The sequence below is a fragment of the Glutamicibacter sp. BW78 genome (assembly GCF_002332245.1).
Taxonomy (GTDB): Bacteria; Actinomycetota; Actinomycetes; order Actinomycetales; family Micrococcaceae; genus Arthrobacter_H; species Arthrobacter_H rhombi_A.
The window spans coordinates 91437-112115 of record NZ_NRGU01000029.1 but is presented as its reverse complement, the minus strand read 5'-3'; the positions used below and the strand labels follow the sequence as shown (position 1 = coordinate 112115).

At 62.4% G+C, this 20679-nt stretch carries 16 protein-coding genes; 6 read left to right on the top strand and 10 right to left on the bottom strand.

The window, feature by feature from the left end; all coding sequences use genetic code 11:
* Positions 1–44: 44 nt before the first annotated feature.
* Positions 45–374, top strand: a complete 330-nt coding sequence (locus CIK75_RS04270; protein ID WP_086999824.1) for a hypothetical protein — start codon at positions 45–47, stop codon at positions 372–374.
* A gap of 232 nt (positions 375–606) precedes the next feature.
* Entirely contained in the window at positions 607–2682 is a 2076-nt protein-coding gene (locus tag CIK75_RS04265) for an HNH endonuclease signature motif containing protein (protein ID WP_158225890.1), read from the top strand.
* A 45-nt stretch (positions 2683–2727) separates the two neighbouring features.
* On the opposite strand, the gene CIK75_RS04260 is transcribed toward CIK75_RS04265, so the two are convergent.
* Entirely contained in the window at positions 2728–2955 is a 228-nt protein-coding gene (locus tag CIK75_RS04260) for a hypothetical protein (RefSeq protein WP_086999829.1), read from the bottom strand.
* Positions 2956–3220: 265 nt separating this feature from the next.
* Complete coding sequence (glnA, locus tag CIK75_RS04255) at positions 3221–4645, bottom strand: type I glutamate--ammonia ligase (RefSeq protein ID WP_086999831.1); 1425 nt, start codon at positions 4643–4645, stop codon at positions 3221–3223.
* Between the two features lie 379 nt (positions 4646–5024).
* Between glnA and CIK75_RS04250 the strand changes: the two genes are divergently transcribed.
* Positions 5025–5345: an RDD family protein gene (locus CIK75_RS04250; protein ID WP_342744390.1), complete on the top strand. Its 321-nt coding sequence runs from the start codon at positions 5025–5027 to the stop codon at positions 5343–5345.
* Positions 5346–5447: 102 nt separating this feature from the next.
* On the opposite strand, the gene CIK75_RS04245 is transcribed toward CIK75_RS04250, so the two are convergent.
* Genes CIK75_RS04245 through lipB form a run of 3 tightly spaced genes read right to left on the bottom strand, consistent with a single transcriptional unit; the run spans position 5448 to position 7925 of the window.
* On the bottom strand, positions 5448–6209 hold the full coding sequence (locus CIK75_RS04245) for a DUF4191 domain-containing protein (protein WP_086999836.1): 762 nt from the start codon (positions 6207–6209) through the stop codon (positions 5448–5450).
* Positions 6210–6237: 28 nt separating this feature from the next.
* The gene (gene lipA, locus CIK75_RS04240) at positions 6238–7245 is read right to left on the bottom strand and encodes a lipoyl synthase (protein WP_086999837.1); all 1008 of its coding nucleotides are present in this window, start codon (positions 7243–7245) and stop codon (positions 6238–6240) included.
* Complete coding sequence (gene lipB / locus CIK75_RS04235; protein ID WP_086999839.1) at positions 7242–7925, bottom strand: lipoyl(octanoyl) transferase LipB; 684 nt, start codon at positions 7923–7925, stop codon at positions 7242–7244. Before lipB ends, lipA begins: the two co-directional genes overlap by 4 nt.
* Positions 7926–8029: 104 nt before the next feature.
* On the opposite strand from lipB, the gene CIK75_RS04230 reads away from it, so the two are divergent.
* Positions 8030–9739 carry a serine/threonine-protein kinase gene (locus CIK75_RS04230; protein WP_096223264.1) on the top strand — a complete coding sequence of 570 codons (1710 nt, stop codon included), beginning with the start codon at positions 8030–8032 and terminating at the stop codon, positions 9737–9739.
* A gap of 45 nt (positions 9740–9784) precedes the next feature.
* Positions 9785–13357, top strand: coding sequence for a S41 family peptidase (locus tag CIK75_RS04225; RefSeq protein ID WP_086999843.1), 3573 nt, complete (start codon positions 9785–9787; stop codon positions 13355–13357).
* Between the two features lie 81 nt (positions 13358–13438).
* On the opposite strand, the gene CIK75_RS04220 is transcribed toward CIK75_RS04225, so the two are convergent.
* The 5 genes from CIK75_RS04220 to CIK75_RS04200 form a co-directional block, all read right to left on the bottom strand.
* Positions 13439–13876 (bottom strand): OsmC family peroxiredoxin, encoded by a 438-nt coding sequence (locus CIK75_RS04220; RefSeq protein ID WP_086999845.1) that lies wholly within the window; start codon positions 13874–13876, stop codon positions 13439–13441.
* Positions 13877–14013: 137 nt separating this feature from the next.
* Positions 14014–14364 carry a hypothetical protein gene (locus CIK75_RS04215; RefSeq protein WP_086999847.1) on the bottom strand — a complete coding sequence of 117 codons (351 nt, stop codon included), beginning with the start codon at positions 14362–14364 and terminating at the stop codon, positions 14014–14016.
* Positions 14365–14508: 144 nt separating this feature from the next.
* On the bottom strand, positions 14509–16263 hold the full coding sequence (gene sucB, locus CIK75_RS04210) for a 2-oxoglutarate dehydrogenase, E2 component, dihydrolipoamide succinyltransferase (RefSeq protein ID WP_086999849.1): 1755 nt from the start codon (positions 16261–16263) through the stop codon (positions 14509–14511).
* A 146-nt stretch (positions 16264–16409) separates the two neighbouring features.
* Positions 16410–17789 (bottom strand): dihydrolipoyl dehydrogenase, encoded by a 1380-nt coding sequence (gene lpdA, locus CIK75_RS04205; RefSeq protein WP_086999851.1) that lies wholly within the window; start codon positions 17787–17789, stop codon positions 16410–16412.
* A 207-nt stretch (positions 17790–17996) separates the two neighbouring features.
* Positions 17997–19508 (bottom strand): leucyl aminopeptidase, encoded by a 1512-nt coding sequence (locus tag CIK75_RS04200; RefSeq protein ID WP_086999853.1) that lies wholly within the window; start codon positions 19506–19508, stop codon positions 17997–17999.
* Between the two features lie 231 nt (positions 19509–19739).
* Between CIK75_RS04200 and CIK75_RS04195 the strand changes: the two genes are divergently transcribed.
* On the top strand, positions 19740–20675 hold the full coding sequence (locus CIK75_RS04195; RefSeq protein ID WP_241895284.1) for a PAC2 family protein: 936 nt from the start codon (positions 19740–19742) through the stop codon (positions 20673–20675).
* The last annotated feature ends 4 nt before the right edge of the window (positions 20676–20679 follow it).

The following is a 20679-nucleotide window of genomic DNA, read 5'->3' as shown; positions in this document are numbered from 1 at the left end:
TCGGTACCGTCTGGTCCAGTCCCTGAACAACGAAAGTGGGAAACATGCATGTGAGTAAAGCCGATCTCGACGAACTGGTCGCCCAGCACCTGGAGAAGGCCAAGACCGCCCCGCATGGGCGCAGCGCCACTGCCGTACTGAAGGACGGTAAGTTGCGTCAGACGCTGCTGGCACTGGACGCCGGATCCGAGATGGCAGATCACAGCAAGCCGGAGTCGGCCACCCTGCTGGTCCTGCAGGGGACGGTCACCGTTCGTTGGGCTGATGGCGAGCAGGTGATCAGCCACGGTGGGCTCTACGTGATCCCCGATGTCATTCACAACGTCTTGGCCTCCGAACCGTCAGCTTTCCTGCTGACCACGATCGCCGGCTAGAACTACTGTAGATCTTCGTCTCTCCGGCAACCTGCCCCCGAGCTTTTGAAGCCCGTCGTGTGGAATGTGCGTCCTTTTGCCGAGGTGTTTCATCGGATACAGGACGGCTACTGACCAACTTCTCGGCTCGTTTGAATGGCCTCTTTCCCATCACAAACCCCGCCTAGGCCCTGTTCTCCACACCCCGGGACCACACGCCCTATCTGTCGGTGGCAACTGGCACAGTGGGGTTATGGACCAGGACAACGAAGCGCAGACGGTCACCGGGTGGACGCTCACCCGCCTCGGCCCAACGCCCGTTGATGGTTCGAGCCGTTTCAAAGCAGCCGAAGCACTTTCCCGCTTCGCTGAAGCCGAAAAATTCCGTGCCGCTGCCATGCTCCACGACGAAGCCCAACAAGCCATCGACCCCCGCCTGGAAGCACTGACCAGCCGACCCGGGATGCGAATCTCGCTACGGACCGGTCGGATCATTTCCTACGCAGCCACCGATAGCGCTGCCCTGGAAATCGCCCTGATCGCCGGACTCTCCCCGGGCCAGGGACACCGGGTCCTGGATCAGGCCGAGACCCTGGTGATGGATACCCCCGAAGTCCTCGAGTCCCTGGCACTGGGCCGTATCGGTGCCAGCCATGTCCAACGGATCCTGGAACATACCCAACACATCACCGCTGAACCAGTAGTTCTGCCGGCCCGGGACGCGGATGAGGCCAGCAAGGAAGAGTTTGAACGGCAGGCCGCGGCCAGTGCTGCCCGGGCCAGAGCCGATCGGCGCGACTTCGGGGCCGATATGCTCGCGATCGCCCCGGGCAAGTCGCCTTCCCAACTTCGAGCTCGGGGCCGGCAGGTCATGGAGAGGTATTACGGGTTCTCTTTCACCAAACGCTCCCGGGCCGCGCTGCGGGACCGCAGGATCAGTTTGGAAGAGGGCCGCGACGGGATGACCTGGTTCTCCGGTTACCTCCCCTCGGCCAGTTGCCAGGCGATCTTCTCCAAGATCGATGCCATGGCCCGGTTGCTGAAAACAGCCCCCGAAACCGCCGTAGCGGTCAGCGACGCCGCAACACAAGCAGCCCAAGGCCCCGGCACCGAGGAGCGCACGGGCAGCGGGACGGACCTGCTCGAATCCGCTGGTGACGACCCGGATGCCTCCTTGCCGACTGATGACCCCGGTGAGTTCCGGACCTTGGATCAGTTACGTGCCGATGTCTTCACCGATTTCATGCTCAACGGTCCCCGTGGCCAGGGGCTGGAGACCGTGGACGCCCAGGTCTTCGTGACGATTCCAGCGACCATGCTGCCCGGAACCGCCGGAGGACCCACCAATATTGATGACACCCCCATCAACGGCCCCGAGCCTGACACGGGGACGGCGGGCGGGGCAAACGTTCGAGAAGGCATCCCCGCGGCCACTCCTGTCTCGGACCATGATCAGGCCGGCTTGGATGTTCCCGGTGGATTGGCGGTCGCAGAACTCACCCCCGGAGCGCCGCTGCCCACGATCCTGGGTGGTGGGCCCATTGATCAACAATCAGCGGCCCGGTTGATGGTCGCAGCGAAGTCCTGGTGGCGGGTGATCACCGATCCACTGACCGGGGCGGTGGTGAAGTTCGGGCAACGCAGGTATCGGCCCACAGCGGCCCAGAGAGCGATCCTGCAATTTCGGGACGGTTCCTGTACCACCCCGGGATGCACCGGGTCAGGCAGGACGTGCGAAATCGACCACACCCAGGAATGGCAACATGGTGGTGGTACCGATATCGCGAATCTGCGCCTGGGGTGCAAACGGTGTCATCGGTTGAAGTCCTTAGGCTTACTCGAAGTCGAGCAACGAGCCGGAGGCACGATCCTGGTCACGAGTCTGTTCGGGACGCGTCGGGTTGGCTACCCGGCAGCGCCTTGGGCCGTGGCAGACCCCTGGCAAACCTCTCAAGCCACCGGCTCGGGTGGTGAGGGGCCGCCAGTCGATCCCGATGCGGTGATACCACCGGTGGTACCGCTACCGGTAGTCCGGCCGAAAGCGTTCACGATCGAGTCGAGCACGATCGAACGTGAGTATGAGAAGTATCTGGATTTGCAGATCCGTTTATGGGGTCGGATCCAAGAGGTACCGGATTCTTCTTGCGAGGCTCCCCAGCGTGGACGTTACGCGCTGACGACTCATGCCAAAGCGGCTCGGAAGCGGCGTTTGAAACGCAATGCTGGTGAGTATGGGCCACCGGCGATCCATCGCCCTGATGACCGAGGCAATCCGCTACATCCAGAACCCGGGACACCCGATAAACCCCCAGGAAAACCACCCTTCTAAGGCAGTGTCCGGGAGATATTGTGCAGCCACAGAATGGTCCAGCCTTTAGGGCACGAGCTTGTGCCAGCCCTCTGCCTCGGTATAGATGGCAACGATTCGACCTTCACCAGGTCCACTGTCCGCAGAATCGTCTTCCATGAGGCGTGCGAATTCGACCCCGTCTGCAGTCAGGGGGTCGATGGTCGTCTGGAGAGCTTCATCAAGACTGCTCCCGAATGCATCCGTGCGCGAGTCAACACTGCCGCGTGAGAGTCTTTCGAGGTGGTAGGCCATACAGCGATTCTAAGGAAGACCCCATTCTCTGACCAGCGCTTGTGAAGATGTGCGGGGTGAATGAAACGTGGGATTCTTCGAAAGGGAGAATCACGAGTCAAAGACGGGGCCAGAAGTGCCGAGCTGTGGGTGCACGGCAGCCGCCGAGAAGTTCGTCAAGGGCCGGTACACAGGCAAAAAAGTCCGCACCAGCAACCGGCACCGAAGTGCTGGCCGCTCGTGCGGACTTTTTTCAGACTCAACGCCGCCTAGCGCAGGAAACTAACTAGCAGCCGTAGTAGAGCTCGAACTCGTAGGGGTTCGGGCGCAGCGACAGTGGCTTGATCTCGGTTTCGCGCTTGAGGTCGATCCATGTCCGGATCAGGTCTTCGGTGAACACGTCACCGGCGAGCAGGAACTCGAAGTCATCCTCCAAGGCCGACAGGGCCTCCTCGAGTGAACCTGGTGCGATCTGGATGTCCTTGGCCTCTTCGGCAGGAAGCTCATAGAGGTCCTTGTCGATGGGGTCTGCTGGTTCAATGCGGTTGCGGATCCCATCGAGGCCTGCCATGAGCTGAGCAGCGAAGGCAAGGTACGGGTTGCCCGAAGCATCGGGCGCACGGAACTCGATGCGCTTGGCCTTCGGATTAGAGCCCGTGATCGGGATGCGGATGCCGGCCGAGCGGTTGCCCTGCGAATACACCATGTTCACCGGGGCTTCGAAGCCCTTGACCAACCGCTTATAGGAGTTCACGGTCGGGTTGGTGAAGGCCAGGACAGCTGAGGCGTGCTTGAGCAGTCCACCGATGTACCAGCGGGCGGTGTCCGAAAGGCCTGCGTAGCCCTTCTCGTCGTAGAACAGGGGCACCCCGTCAGTCCACAAGGACTGGTGGCAGTGCATCCCCGAACCGTTATCACCGAAGACCGGCTTCGGCATGAACGTGGCGGACTTGCCCCAGGCATCGGCCAAGTTCTTGACGATGTACTTGAACTTCAAGATGTCATCGGCCGAGTGGGTCAGCGTATTGAACTTGTAGTTGATCTCGGCCTGGCCGGCAGCACCTACCTCGTGGTGTGAACGTTCGACCTCAAGGCCGGCAGCTTCAAGCTCGAGGCAGATGGCGTCACGCAAATCGGCCTGTTTATCGGTGGGAGCCACCGGGAAGTAGCCGCCCTTGAACGGAGTCTTATACGCCTGGTTGCCGCCTTCTTCCTTCTTGCCCGTGTTCCACGGAGCTTCGACGGAATCGATTTTGTAGAAGGAACCCTGTGGCTTCGACTCCCACTGCATGTTGTCGAAGATAAAGAACTCCGCCTCGGGAGCGAAGAAGGCCGTGTCGGCAATGCCCGTGGACTCCAGGTAGGCCTCTGCGCGCTCGGCTACACCACGCGGGTCACGGTGGTACGGCTCGCCGGTCCGGGGACTGACGATCGAGAAGTTGAAGGCCAAGGTTTTTTCAATCCGGAATGGATCGAGGAAGCCGGAGGTCACATCCGGAATCAACTGCATATCCGAATCGGCGATGCCTTGGAAGCCCTTGATCGAGGAAGCGTCGAAAAGCTGCCCATCAACAAAGAAGTCCGCGTCAACCGTTTTGGCTGGGACGTTGAAGTGCTGCTGCACCCCCGGGAGGTCCGTGAATCGGATGTCGACGAATTTAACGTCCTCGTCGGCAATGTACTTGAGGACTTCGTCAGGGTTTTTGAACATCTGCTACTGCTCCTATGAGGTTTGCTCAGGCCAGGGAAGCACGCGGCCTTTGCGCGTGTCGGCCCCTCGCTGTCTCTCTACTCTAACGAATTTTGGATTCTTGATCGTGACACATTTGCTTCAACTACGTTACAGAGTGCTGTGGAGGCGAAAATAAACGATTTCTGGGAACCTCATTCATCATTTTTCGTCTCATGCTCTGGGCGTATTCGTGCGGAGGTAAGGATGTCACTGCACTCGGGAGAGCCCACGATAGACTGGAGGGGTGGAACGTAAAGATGTCAGTTCATGGCTTGAGGGCCCGCCGCAACTCAACTCTGAAGCGTGGCCGGGGCAGCGGCTCGGAAGGCCCGCGAGTGGACCAGGGTCGGTGGCGCGCATGGGCCGGCGAGTTGGTGCCTTATTCATCGACTGGGCCTTGGCGATGATTCCATCGTTCATCTTCTTCCACGGCAGTTCTTACGCCAATTTAGCGTTCTTCGCGGCCATGCAGATCATCTTCGTCGGACTGACGGGCCATTCCATTGGCCACCGGACCCTCGGTATGCAGGTCCAAGGCATGGACGGCTCGCCCGTGCGACCGATTCAAGGTCTCATCCGTGGCATCCTGGTGTGTTTGGTCGTGCCACCACTGGTGACTGATTCGGATCAGCGTGGCCTCCACGACCGGGCGATCAAAACCATCCTGGTCCGTACCTGATGCGTTAGAGAAAGCCGCATACCGTCTCCACCGGTTGTGTCACCTGAGATGAAAAGTGCCGGCTCCCTCGTGGGGAAGCCGGCACTTTTGCGTTCTTTGTTTCTAACGTCCACGCATGGAACGGCGGTCAGGCCGGGCCTTATTCGGGTCGATGCCCTTAGGAATGGGAAGTTTCGCGCTACCCAACGTGGAAAGCCGCATGTCCACGGCGTGGACCTCCTGCTTATTGAGCGTTTTGGGGAACTTCTTCATCTTCTTGGAAACATTTCCCAGACCGGTCTGTCCATCATGGGAACCAGCGTTGATCACGTGGATCGGCACGTTCGGCAGAACACGGTTCATCCGCTTCCGCTCGGCATCAACCAGTGGGCGGACCCGGTGGGTCGGTCCTTCGGTTACCAATACGACGCCACAGCGACCAATACCGCGGAAGACAAGGTCCTGGGTCTTGGGGCTGACTGCTACGGGCTGCTCCGTGAGAATCCAGCCACGCTTCAAGACGGACATGGAAGCACCAGCGGCACCGGGGCGGCCTTCAAGTTGCTTGAAAGCAGCCCTCTCGGCGCGACGCGACAAGATGAGCAGTGCTGCCAGCAAGCCCAAAGGAATGGAGACGAGCAGCGTGGTGATCCAGTTGTTGATCACCAAGCCGATGATCAGGCCGACGGCAACGATGCCGAGGAAGGCCAAGACCATCCACCAGACGGCATTGGGGTCGTTACGCCGGGTCATCTGGAAGACCTGGCCGAGCTGCTTTAGGCGGCCCGGTTCTTTGGCGGCCTTCTCGGCTTTGGGCTTGCGGGAAAACAACGAACGCTTCGGCTTGGCGCCGTCGTCTGCGGGGGAGTTAGAAGTTCTGGCCATAGTGGTCCAATTCTACGTGATCGGAGAGCTACTGTTGGGCAGCGAGGAGGGTGGCCGCCTCTTGCTTGGTTGTTCCGGAGCTCTCGATATGAGCCATGTCCTCGGGAATGGGCAGGCCCTTCTTACGCATGGCCCCGGCCCAGAGCCTTCCAGCGCGGTAGGAGGAGCGTACGAGCGGCCCCGCCATCACACCGAGGTACCCGATTTCTTCGGCTAGTTTTTGCAGCTCGACGAACTCCTGGGGCTTCACCCAGCGGTCCACGGGAGCGTGCCGCTCGGAGGGACGCAGGTACTGGTTGATGGTCAACAAGTCGCAGCCGGCTTCGTGCAGATCCTTCATGGCATCCACGACTTCCTCGGGGTTTTCGCCCATGCCGAGAATGAAGTTCGATTTCGTGATCATCCCGTTCTCGTGACCATGGCGGATCACGTCGAGTGAGCGTTCGTAGCGGAAGGCCGGACGAATGGACTTGAACAGCCGAGGCACGGTTTCAACGTTATGGGCATAGACCTCGGGGGCCGATGCACAGATCGCATCCAAGTATTCCTTTTTACCGGAGAAATCGGGGATCAAGAGTTCGACGCCGGTGCCGGGGTTGAACTGATGGATTCGCCGGACGGTTTCGGCGTAGAGCCAGGATCCTTCGTCATCGAGGTCGTCGCGGGCCACACCGGTCACCGTGGCATAGCGAAGACCCATCTGCTTCACGGACTGGGCGACCTTGAAAGGTTCAGAACGGTCCAGAGCAGCCGGCTTGCCGGTGTCGATCTGGCAGAAGTCACAGCGACGGGTGCATTCAGAACCTCCAATGAGGAAGGTTGCTTCGCGGTCTTCCCAGCATTCGAAAATATTCGGGCAACCGGCCTCTTCACACACCGTGTTCAGGCCCTTGTCCTTGACGAGCTTCTTCATCTCGACGTATTCGGGGCCGATTTCAACCTTGGCTTTGATCCACTCGGGCTTGCGTTCCACGGGGGTGGCCGAGTTGCGCTGTTCAATGCGCAACATGCGGCGTCCTTCGGGGGCGAGGCTCACAGTAGGGCTCCTTCATCGGCGATCGGTGTGTTCGTTTTGATGGCTGGTTCGAGCAGGCGCGTCAGCTCGTCCTGCACCCGGTCGAGTACGTCGACGGGGCGGACTCGTCTGCCGCTTTCTTCGGTGATGCTTGTGGTGGAGGCGTCGGCGATTCCGCACGGGATGATCCGGGAGAATGCGGAGTCGTCATTATCGCAGTTCAGTGCGAAACCATGCATGGTGACTCCGTGGTCCACGCGGATGCCGATAGCGGCGATTTTACGGTCCTGAGCGTCGTCGGTGCCGACGACCCAGACTCCTGGACGGCCCTCGACACGCTGTGCCGTGATGCCGTAGTCGGAGACGACGTTGATCAGCATCTCCTCGAGGCGATGCACATAGTCGCGGATGCCGGCATGGTTGGACAGCTCGACGATCGGGTAGCCCATAAGCTGCCCGGGGCCATGCCAAGTGATCTTGCCGCCGCGGTCCACGGAGACAACGGGAGTTCCATCGATGGGCAGGTCTTGAGGTTCGGTGCGTTTGCCAGCCGTGTAGACGGCGGCATGTTCAAGCAGGAGGACTTCTGGTCCGTGCGTTCGGGCAGCCACTTCATCGTGGATCCGGCGTTGCAGGTCCCAAGCCTCCTGGTAATCAACGTAGTCCGGGGCAAGGCCCAGCCGCTGGAAGGAGATGGTCATGCGCCATACGCTACTCGCCGCAGGTGGCAGGTTCGAATTGGGGACGACAGGGTGGTCTGTGGATAACTTCTGCAGACTGGCGACCAAATCGGTAGAACTGGAGGATGGATGCACCGAATGAGTGGAAACGTCGACCAGAGCTGAAGGACTGGGCGCTTGAACACGAGCTCGGCAGGGGAACAAGTGGCACGGTTTATGTCGTCAGGCAACGTCATACTGGAGATCGTGCTGCCCTGAAGCTTGGTGTTTCTGAAACCTCCGCGAACGGTGCCTACTCCCAAGAAGTCCAGGCACTGGCTGCCATGAAGCATCAGCACATCGTCGAGTTGATCGGGGCCGTCTCCACCGATCAAGGCGAAGGCATCTTGATGGAATACCTTCCGGGAGGTTCCGTGGCGGATCTGATCTCGGCCCGTGGACCATTGACCCTGGGGGAGACCGTCACGGTTATTGCCCCCTTGGCCGGAGCGTTGGCGTTCCTGCATGAGCACGGCGCCGTCCACGGTGATATTTCGCCAGGTAATGTCCTGTTCACCGCGGAAGGGAAACCGAAACTGGCGGACCTCGGATTGGCGGTGCTGGTGGGTGGCCGCCAAGAGGAATCGGGAACCCCGGGGTTCAAGGCTCCCAGCACGGATGTGGATGAACTCGGAGGCAGACGGCTACAACCGGCCCGGGATGTCTATTCTTTGGCGGCGTTGGCCTGGTATATGGTGACCGGTCGTGTTGCCGGGCCCACTCAACACCGGCCCCCCTTATCCTGCCTGCTGGGAGGGGTTCCCTCGGAACTCGTGGAACTGCTGGAATCCGCATTATCCGAAGACGAGGACGACCGGCCTGGCGCTCAGGAATTTGGGCGCCGAATCTTCCACATAGCCAAGCCGCAACCAGTGAACCTTCGGCAAGCTGTGAGGACCGAGGCGCTCGGGCAGATGGTGACCGATGTCGTGGCGGATCCCGCCAGGCAACGGGCCGGTCGTCGTCCGGCAGCATGGATCCGCAGGGCCCTCCCGCTCAGGCGAAACCGGAATCGGCGACAGGGTAGGAGCATGTCTGTGCCAGGGCTCTCCCGACGTATCGAGGGTCGTGGACGAGGCGATGGCCGTCGGCGAGGATCCAGAGCTGAGCGCGGCACACGACGGGGCGTGAGGATGGCGGCCTTCTCGGCAGCTACGGTGCTGCTCTGTCTGCTCGTCGCTGGATTGGTGCTTGCTAGCGTGGATGGCCGAGACCCGGACTCCGCCCCCGCGGCCCAGTCGGCGGTGACCACCCTTCAGCCCACCGCTGCTCCCGTATCGGAGCAGGGGGTGGCTGGCGAGCCGCCGGCGGCAGCTGCCACGTCGGAGTCGTCGTCGGGTCCACGCCTCACGAAGGTGCTGGAAACGCCAGTTTTCTCAGCCCCCGTGCCGGATGACCCGGTGAAGGCGGCACGGGTGCTCACAGCCCGCAGAGATCTCGCCTTGGCGGAAGCCGATCCTGCTGCCTTACGGCAGGTCCACGCGACCGGAGGTAACTCCTTGGGTCCGGATCTCGCGATTTCCAGTCAGCTACGGGCTCGGGGATTGCACTATCGCGGGTTGGAAACACTGTTAACGCATGCCACGGTCAACAAGGGTTCGGAGGACGCCCGGGTCGAAGTGGCCGCCACCAGCATCATGAGCGCCTATCAAATTGTCGGAGCAGATGGTGCAATGATCCAGAGCGTCTCGGAGCCCGAGGAACAGGACATTATTTTGATCTTGGAGCGTGTCGATGGTGGGTGGTTGATCGACTCTGTTGTGGATGCTTCGGGGTCTCCGGGGATCCATGGATGAATCTTCGGCGGTGACGCCACCGATATCGGTCGGTAGGATCGCATCATGAGTTTGAGTTCCTACCTTCGCTACCCGCACGTCTCCGCCGAATTCGTGACCTTCGTCGCCGAGGACGATGTCTGGCTTGTCCCACTGGCTGGGGGCCGTGCCTGGCGCCTTTCAGCGCAGGGCTTGCCGGCACGTAACCCCCGGTTCTCCGCCGACGGGCAGACGATCACCTGGACCATTCGTAGCGGGGGCAGCCAGGAGATCGTGGCGGCATCCGTCGACGGTGGCGACTACCGACAACTCACCTTTTGGGGTCACCCGTCGACGAAAAACCGCGGATATACCCCCGATGGCCACGTTCTAGCTATTACTTCCAAGGATCAGGCGGATTCGCGTTTGACCTGGGCCCGAACTGTTGCACTCGACGGCTCTTCAGGCCGGGGGCTGGATTTTGGGCCCGTTGATTCCCTGGCATGGGGGCCGTCGGTGGGAGACGAACGCCCGTTGGTGATCGGTAGTGCTCTGAGTCGTGAACCAGCCTGGTGGAAGCGTTATCGCGGTGGAACCGCCGGCAAACTCTGGATCGATCGGGATGGTGGCGGGGAATTCGAGCGCCTGATTCCCGAGCTGGACGGAAACTTATGTGACCCGGTGTGGGTCGACCAACGTGTTGCCTTCCTCTCGGATCACGAGGGATACGGCAACATCTACTCCGTCAGCCCCGATGGCGGTGACCTACGGCGGCATACTGACCATGAGAGCTACTACGTCAGGCATTTGGCCTCCGACGGACAGCGCCTCGTCTTTGAGTCTGCCGGCGAACTGTGGGTCCTGGACGGGCTGGACGCAGAACCTAGGAAACTGGAGATCACACTCGGATCTGCCGGACACGGCAGACAGCCAACCAGGCTGGACGTCGCCGGTCATTTGGTCCGGGCCACCCCCGACCAGAGCGGGAACGCCAGCATCATCGAAAGCCACGGAACACTACATCTCCTGCCCCACCGTCGTGGGCCGGCCCGGGCGATCGAATCGGCCCCCGGTGTCAGGGCACGGTTGGGCAGCCTGTTCGGTTCTGACCGAGTGCTCTACGTTTCCGACGTGCAGGGTGAGGAAACGATCCACCTTCAAGAACTGGATGCCTTCGAACGGCGCTATCCCGCGGGAGCAGGCAGCGCCGGAGCCGGTAGCGAGCGGACCCCGGCCGAGGGGCGTTTTGGCGCCGGTTCGGGCCCGGGAGATGGCCCGACGAATGGGGAAACCGGTGACACGGATGAAGAAGCCGGGGATCTTCCACAGCCGGTCAGCGCAGCCGGAAGTGCCGGACTGCCGACACCTATCGCGGCGACCGGGAAGGGACGCGATGCCGTCGCTGCTTCGGCCACAGGCGATGATTCATCAGCCGATACTCCTCCGGAGCAAGATGCGGGGGACAATGCGGGGGCTGAACAAGGGACGCGTGACTTCGAACTGCCGGGCGGTCACCGAGTCCGCAGTCTCATCCCCAGCCCCGATGCCCGCTGGATAGCCGTCTCCACAGAAGCCGGCCACACCTATTTACTGGAACCGGAAGCCTCGACGTGGCATGAGATCAGCGCCGGAGGCCAAGGAGCCGCCGAAGGGCTCGCGTTCTCTCCTGACGGACGATGGCTGGCCTTCACCGAGCCGGTCGCCACTTTCGGGTCGCGCACCCGCATGCTCCTGGTGTCCACCGACGAGCCGACCGAGGCGCCGATCGAAGCAACTGACGGTCGATTCCGTGACCATGCACCGTCGTTTACCCCCGACGGGAAATATCTGGCCTTCCTTTCCGACCGAAGTTTCGATCCGCTCTACGACACCCACGGCTTCGACCTGGCTTTCCCCGCATCGACGAAGCCGTTCCTTTTGGCCTTGGACGATCGGACTCCTTCGCTCTACGGTCCCCGGGTTTATGGGGCCGAAACAAGCGTCGAAGAGGTCAGAAAGGACGCCGGAACCGACAGCAACGGGACGCCAGCGCCCCTTCCGGAGACGAACGTGGTGCGTGAGGGGCTTCCCTCACGCCTGTTCGCCGTTCCCGTTGCACAGGGTCGCTACGAATCGTTGGTCGCCGTCGACGGAGGGCTGCTGTGGCTAACCGATGTCTCCACCGGAGTCACCGGCGATGGCCGTGCCCCCGACGCCGAGGCTGAATCCCAACGGCTGGAACGGTTCGACCATGAAACGCAGCGGCTCACCACCCTTTTGGAGGCCGCGGAGGCGTTCCTCGTCAGTGATGACCGCAAGCGGCTGGTAGCCGTCCAGAACGGCACCGTACGGGCCGTACCAACGGATAAGCCAGCCGAGTCGGACTCGGCCGACAGTCAGGACATCGACCTGAACCGTATTCGAGTGAGCCTGGACCCCGCGAAGGTCTGGGCCCATGCCTTCGACGAAGCCTGGCGGCTCCAGCGTGATTTCTTCTGGGTCGAGGATATGGCCGGCCGTGACTGGGCAGCGGTGGCTGAGACCTACCGTCCGCTCCTTGAGCGCTTGGGCAGCCACGACGACCTCGTGGACCTGCTGTGGGAACTACACGGGGAACTGGGCACCTCCCATGCCTACGTCACCCCGAAACCTATTCAAGGTGCCGACAATCAAGGCTTGCTCGGTGCGGATCTGGCACGGGTCGATGGCCAATGGCGCGTTGAAAACGTGCTGGTGGGGGAGTCATCCGACCCCCAGGCCTATGCGCCACTGGCTGCGCCCGGTGTGGGCGTCCGGGCCGGGGACGAGCTACTGGCGATCAACGGGGTAGACATCCCCGCATCCGGTCCAGCGGCCCTGCTGCAGGGCACCGGCGGTCAACCCATTGAACTCACCGTCCGTGGCGGTGCATCATCACGGAACCCGGGCGAGATCCGACGCGTCGGGATCGTTCCGGTTAGCAATGAAGAGCGGCTGCGTTACCACCAGTGGGTGTCGCGTAACCGTCGGGACGTCAGAGAAGCTTCCCAAGGCGCATTCGGATATTTGCATATCCCCGACATGATGCCGCTGGGGTGGGCCCAACTGTTCAGGGATCTGGATCAGGAAGCGTCGCGAGACGCGTTGCTCATCGACGTACGTCGGAACCGTGGCGGCCATACGTCCCAACTTGTGGCAGAGGTGATTGCCCGGAAGGTCACTGCCTGGTCGGTGGCCCGCGAACAGGAGCCGTCGACATACCCCGTTAGTGCACCACGTGGGCCGGTGGTCATCCTGACCGATGAATGGGCAGGATCCGACGGGGACATCATCACGCAGGTCAGCAAACTGCGAGCCATTGGGCCCGTGGTCGGGGTGAGGACCTGGGGCGGGGTCATCGGCATCGACGGCGAATTCGATCTGGCCGACGGTACCGGCGTGACCCAGCCACGTTATGCCACCTGGTTCACCGGAGGCGTGGGCTGGGGCGTGGAGAACCGGGGTGTCGACCCGGATATTGACGTGCCCTTCCCGCCGCACGCCCATCTGGCAGGAACGGACCCGCAGCTGGAGCACGGGATCATGGTGCTTAAGGAAATGCTCCATGAGATCCCGACGCAGAGGCCTCCGGAACGAGAAGGTTACCCCTCCCGCGAACCCGGGCCGCTTCCTGCCCGTCCGCAGGACTCCTCGGCGGACTGATCCTCTGGAGACAGAACAACGAGGGAGGGCGTCGGAACCATGCATGGTTCCGACGCCCTCCCTCGTTGGGTGAGCTGAAAGCTAGGAGACCAAGGTTGCGTCGAGCTTGATGCTCGGCACCGAGGCCAGGGCCTTCGAGACCGGGCAGCCTTCCTTGGCGCCCTGGGCTGCCGCCTTGAAGGTGGCTTCGTCAATGCCGGGGACCGTTGCCTTCAGGGTCAAGCGGATCTCGCTGATCAGCGGACCGTTGGTCGTGTCGAAATCAACTTCGGCACTGGTCTCGATCGAGTCAGCGGTGAAGCCTGCGTCCTTCAACGCGCCGCCGAGGGCCATCGAGTAGCAGGAAGCGTGCGCTGCGGCGATCAGTTCCTCGGGGCTGGTCTTGCCCTCGGACTGGTCCGAACGGGCCTTCCAGGTGATGTCGTAGGTGCCGATACCTGACGTTTCGAAAGACGTCTGACCGCTTCCGGAGAAAAGATCGCCGTTCCAAACGGTGCGGGCGGTACGAGTTGTAGCCATGGTGACTCCTCCACATCTGAGCTGGGCGACCGGTTCCGGGCGCCATCTCCATCCTATGGCTCCCGGCGATCGGGGCAAGAAGATGACTCCGAACAGCAAAAGACCCCCGGTAAAAACCGGGGGTCCATGGTCGATGCCTACACCCAGAGCACCGCAATGGCGATATTGATCAAAGCCAGGCCGCCAACACCGTGGGCGATGCCGGTGGGCACCACCTCATGATTCTTGACCTTCTTACGGCCGATCCATGCCGCGACGAGGATGCCCAGGGCAATGATGAGCTTAACGCCCAGCTTGATCCTGTTCGGTTCCCCGTCTCCCATCTCCAGCAGGCCGAACATCAAGATGCCGGTCACCACCTGGGTGATGGCGCCGATCCACTGCCAAAGGCCGACCGTAGGGGTTTTGAAGGAGGCGAGCCAACCGCCGAAGATCGCGGCAGCACCCAGAATGTGCACAAAAATGAGCAAGGTGAGAATGAAGTTCATAGGGCCATTCTAGGGGTGGTTTCGACAGCGTGTCGAAACCGTGTCCAGTCGAAGAAACGACGACGGCCGGTGACCCTCTACAGAAGGGTTCACCAGCCGTCGTCGTTCACCATCGGACCAGGTCAGATGGTCCGGCGGGGCTTGCTACAGGCCGAGGTCGGCCTCGAAAGCGCCTTCTTCCAGACGTGCACGCAAGGTCTGTAGGAAACGTCCGGCATCCGCGCCGTCGACCAGCCGGTGGTCGTAGGTCAGTGACAGGTACATCATGTGGCGGATGGCGATCGTGTCATCGCCATCGGTGCCCGCCACGACCATGGGACGCTTGACGATCGCTCCGGTGCCGAGGATGGCCACCTGCGGCTGGTTGATGATCGGTGTATCGAACAGTGCGCCGACCGACCCGATGTTGGTGATCGAGAACGTGCCACCGGAGAGCTCATCCGGGCCGATCTTGTTGTCGCGGGTGCGCTTGGCAACATCATCGATGCGGCTGGCGACGCCTGCGAGGTTCAAATCACCGGCGTTGTTGATGACCGGAACGAGCAGACCCTTATCGGTATCCACCGCGATCGCCAGGTGTTCGGCGTCGTGGTAGGTGATCTCCTGCTTTTCCTCGTCGTACTCGGCGTTGAGCTTCGGGTGCTGCTTCAGCGCTTCGGCAACGGCCTTGGCGATGAACGGCAGGTAGGTCAGCTTGGTGCCGTTGACGGCCTGGAACTGTGCCTTGGCCGAGGTGCGCAGCTTGGCCACGCGGGTCATGTCGACCTCGTGGACCTGGGTGAGCTGCGTTGAGGTCTCCAGCGACTCGCGCATCCGCTTGGCGATGACCTGGCGGATCCGGGGTGCCTTCTCCGTCTTCCCACGCAGGGAGGACGGGACGACGGCGGCGGGAGCCTTCGGGGCCGACCCCGAGCCGTTAGCCGGTGCTGCCGGGGCAGCTGACTTCTTGGCCTCGACGGCGTCCAGGACATCCTGCTTGCGGATGCGGCCGCCGACACCGGTGCCGGTGACCGTCGACAGGTCGATTTCGTTCTGCGAAGCCAGACGACGAACCAGCGGCGTCACATAGCCGTCGTTGCCTCCTGCCGGGGCAGGAGTCGAAACGGGCTTGGGGGCCTCAGCCTTGGGAGCCTCCTGCTTCGGAGCTTCCTGCTGGGGTGCTTCGGCCTTGGCAGCTTCCTGCTTGGGAGCTTCTTCCTGAGGCGCTTCGGCCTCGGGAGCTTCCTGCTTGGGAGCTTCTTCCTGGGGCGCTTCGGCCTTCGGGGCTTCCGCCGCCGGGGCTGCACCGGAACCGATAACGGCCAGGACGGATCCGACCTCAGCGGTGTCGTCCTCGTTCACCTTGATCTCCAGCAGTGTGCCGGCGACGGGCGAAGGGATCTCAGTGTCGACCTTATCGGTGGAAACCTCGAGCAGCGGCTCGTCGACCTCGACGTCATCGCCGACCTGCTTGAGCCAGCGCGTCACAGTGCCTTCGGTGACGCTTTCGCCCAAGGCCGGAAGCGTGACATCGGCACGTTCGCCGGAATCGCCGGAATCGCTGGAAGCCGCGGGGGCCTCGTCGGAGGAGGAATCCTCGGCTGCGGGAGCTGACTCCTCGGCGGGAGCTTCTTCTGCCGGTGCTTCTTCGGCCGGTGCCTCCTCGGAGGAACCGGATCCCGAGCCGTCGCCGATACGCACCAGCGGTGCGCCGACATCTGCCGTCTCATCCTCGGGAACGAGGATTTCTTCGATCACACCAGCGACCGGCGAGGGGACCTCGGTGTCGACCTTATCGGTGGAAACCTCCAGTAGCGGCTCGTCGACCTCGACGCTATCGCCGACCTGCTTGAGCCAGCGCGTCACAGTGCCTTCGGTGACACTCTCACCGAGTGCGGGCAAGTTCACGGTTTCAGACATGGTGTCCCCGTTCTCCTAAAGCTATATCTCTTGACTTGGACGGCCGGCAACGAGGGCGAAGCGGCCGGTGTTCGGCTTGCGTCGAGCTTAGTGCACCGTGGGCCGACCTGCGTAAGATCGGCCCACGGTGCACGTCATACCCGTGCTTAACCGTGAAGCGGCTTCCCGGCCATGGCCAGGGCGGTTTCGCCCATGGCCTCGTTCTGCGTCGGGTGGGCATGGACCAGCTGGGCCACATCCTCGGGGTAGGCCTCCCAGTTAACGATGAGCTGTGCTTCGCCGACCTGCTCGCCGATCCTGCTGCCGATACCGTGTACGCCGACGATCGGGCCGTCCTTGACGCGCACCATCTTGATGATGCCGGCGGTCCCCAAAATGGAGGACTTGCCGTTGCCGGCGAGGTTGTATTCCTGGATTTCGACCTGGTCCTCGCCGAACTTTTCCTTGGCCTTCGGTTCCGTGTAGCCCACGGAGGCGATTTCCGGTTCGCAGTAGGTGACCTTGGGGATGTTGATGTCCTCGACGATGACCGGGTTTTTACCGGCGATCTCCTCGGCGACAAAGATTCCGTGCTGGTAACCGCGGTGGGCCAACTGCAGACCCGGCACGATATCGCCGATGGCGTAGATGTTGCCGACGCCGGTGTGCTGGCGTTCGTCGGTGATGACGAAGCCGCGGTCCATGTTCAGGCCCTGCTCCTCGAAGCCGAGTCCCTCGGTGACCGGTCCACGGCCTACGGCCACCAGAACGATATCCGCCTCCAGGACACTGCCGTCGGCGAGCGAGACCTTCACCCCGTCGTCGTCCTGCTCGACCTTCTCGAAGAAAATGCCGGTCTTGGACTTGATGCCGCGCTTCTTGAAGGCACGCTCTAGGCCCTTGACGATGGACGGGTCCTCGTTCGGGACCAGCGACGGCAGGCCCTCCACGATGGTGACGTCGACGCCGAAGGACTTCCAGACGGAAGCGAACTCCACGCCGATGACGCCGCCACCGAGCACGATGGCGCTCTGCGGCAAAGTCTCCATGGCCAGTGCCTCGGTGCTGGTCAGCACGCGGCCGCCAATTTCCAGACCCATGGTCTTGGTCGTGGAGCCGGTGGCGAGGATGATGTTCTTGCCCTTATAGGCCACCCCGTCCACGTCGATGGTGTCCTGGGACACCAGACGGCCGTTGCCCTCGATGACGTTGACCTTCTTCATCTTCAGCAGGCCGGCCAGTCCCTTGTACTTGCCGGCGACGATGCCGTCCTTGTACTGGCGGACGGCGCCCATGTCGATGGAGTCCAACGTGGTGTTGATCCCGTACTTGGCACCCTCGCGGGCGTTGTCGGCCAGTTCGGCCGAGTGCAGGTATGCCTTTGTCGGGATGCAGCCGGTGTGCAGGCAGGTGCCACCCAGTTTTGCTTTTTCCACCAGTCCAACGGTGAAACCGAGCTGGACGGCGCGCAACGCTGCCGAGTAGCCGGCGCTGCCGCCACCAAGGATGAGTACATCGAATTCTTGCGTTGTTGCCGATTCGGCCACGTTAACGCTCCCTCGCGAGTGAGATGAGGCCCCCGCGTAGTTGGGGGCTCGTTCCATGTGTTCTGCCTGTTCGACCTCGTGGCCGGGCAGGCACTGCCTACTATTCTTTCAGCATTCACCTTAGCGCGGACCATGGCCGATCATCCACATCCCGTGACCGGCGGATCGTGGGTCGGTGATCAGTCTCATGGGCCGCTGCCAGGAAAATTACTGTGCTGCCAGCTCTTCTGCGTAGGTCAGGAGCGTGCGCAGACCCGATCCGGTGCCGTTCTTGGGCACGTAACCATAGGGTGCGACGTCGTTATACGAGGGGCCGGCAATGTCGATATGTGCCCAGGGGATCTTCTGGCCATCGACTTCACCAACGAACTCCTGCAAGAACGCTGCGGCGGTCATCATCCCGCCGTTGCGTTCGCCGGCGTTGGCCAGATCGGCGACGGTCGAGTCCAGGGAAGCCCTGAGTTCCTCGGGCATCGGCATGCCCCAGGCGGATTCACCGGAGGTTCCTGCGGCACCGACGAGCGCATCGCGAACCCCGGTGTCGCCCATGATGCCGCTGGTACGGCGGCCCAATGAGATCAGCTGGGCGCCGGTCAACGTGGCGATGTCGATGATGACGTCGGGCTTTTCGGCGCTGGCAGCGACGAGACCGTCTGCCATGACCAATCGGCCTTCAGCGTCGGTGTTCAGGTTTTCAACGGTCTTGCCACCGAACATGGTGAAGACGTCGCCGGGACGGGCAGCGTGGCCGCCGGGCATGTTCTCGGCCAGGCAAAGCCATGCGGTCGCGCGCAGCGGCAGCCCGAGTTCCGCGATGGCGAGCATGGTTCCCAGTACGGTGGCCGCACCAGCCATATCCGACTTCATGAAGTGCATGTTTGCCGCCGGCTTCAACGAGATACCGCCGGTGTCGAAAGTGATGCCCTTGCCGACGAGGGCGAGGTGGCGGCGGGCCTTGGCCGGGGAGTATTCCAGTTTGACCAGGCGCGGCTGACGGGAAGAACCCTTGCCGACGCCCATGATTCCGCCGTAGCCGTCCTTTTCCAGGCGCTTCTCGTCGTAAACGGTGACCTTGATCGGCAGCGATTTCACGGCGGTGCGTGATTCCGCGGCGAAGGACTCGGGGAAGAGGTCGGCAGGGGAGGTATTGACCAGGTCGCGCACCCCGCGCACGGAGCGGCCAAGGATGGCGGCACGACGCAAGGCGGCGGGCAGGGCCTTGTGGGCCGACGCAGCGGTGGCGATGATGCCCTCGATCAAGGGCGTCTTCTCCGGGGCCTTCGAGAGGTGGTTGGAGAAAGCATAGGCGCCCAAGGCCACGCCTTCGGCAACGGCTGTGGCCGATTCGACGGTGGGAGCCGGCAGGGCGAAGACGACCTTGGGGAGTCCCTTGAGTTGGCGGGCTGCAGCACCGGCGGCACGACGCAGTGCCTCGGTTTCAGGGGCCTCGCCGGCGACGGCGCCGAGACCGGTGAGGACCAGGACGTCGGCCTTGAGCGAAGCCGGGGCGGGCAGTCGGAGGATTTCATCCGCCGCACCGGTGGCGCCCAGGGCGGGCAGTGAGTCCTGCAGGGCCGAGGATTCTGCCTTCGGAAGGGGGGAATCGAGCAGTCGAGGGCCGTCTTTGCCCTTGGCGACGGCGATGACGACGGCGTTGGCCGTCACCCGCCGTACGTCGGGGGAGACGGCGGTCAGCTTCAGTTCGCTGGCGTTGATCACGGGTCCGGATCCTTAATGCAGCCGCCCACCCGGGGCCGCGGTTGATGTGTGAAGTAGATGTTGCGTTACCTCCGATCGTATCGCTGACCGGCAGTGGTTGGTGTCCATTGACGTCTTACTGGGCCGAGCCTGCGGGTCCAACCGATAGAATGGTCAGTGGGTCGGGAAGGAATCCGACCCCACGCGTGTTGAACCCGAAGGTGCATGCCCGAGTCCCTGGAAGGAGACACCATGCTTGATCCCTTGTCCCTCGTCAGGCTCGACGACGAGGTCGTCGATGAAGTGCGCCTCCAAGGACTGGGAATGCTGGTCTCTCTCGCCGGCCATGCTGATGCCGGGCAGCTCAGCCAACAGATCCGCAGGGAACTGCTGGGCCACCTTGACTCGGAACTCATCGCCTCCTTCGACGCCGACCAACTGGTCAATTACCGTGAACGACGCCCGCAGATTTCGCTGGCCGCCGACCACTTCACCGACTACGCGGCCCCCGTGATCGAATTGCACCGGCTCACCGATGGGCTGGGAACCGACTTCCTCTTTCTGACCGGCTCGGAACCGGATTTCCAATGGGAACGATTCGCTGCTGCAGTCGTCTTGCTGGCCCGGGGCCTGAACGTCTCGTTGACCGCTGGGATCGGTGCTGCCCCCTTGCCGGTTCCGCACACCCGACGTATCGGGGTCACGGTACACGGCAACCGGCCGGACCTGAGGGAAGGCATTTCGACGTGGAACCCCTCAGCGCAGATCCCCGCAGCGGCAGCCCATCTGGTGGAAATGCGACTGGACGCGGACGGTCGCGACGTCGTGGGCTACGACCTTCACGTTCCTCACTATCTAGCTGATTCGGAGTACCCGCAGGTCGCCGTGGCTGCGATGGAGTTCTTGGGTGCCGCCCTGGGCTTGGGGCTGCCTTCTGACCATCTGCGTGAAGCGGCCCGGAAGGTCGAAGGGCAAATCGCCGAACAGGTTGCCGATGCCCCGGATGTCCAGCGAATGGTCGCTAATTTCGAAAAGCGTTTCGACGCCCACGAGCCCGAAGCCGAACGGCGTTCACTCCTCCTCACGGCCGACGAGGTGGTTCCCGATGGAGAGGATTTGGGGATGGCTGCTGAAGCCTTCCTGTCCTCGCAAGCAGCCAAGGCCGACCCTGAAGAAAACGGTCAGTGACCTC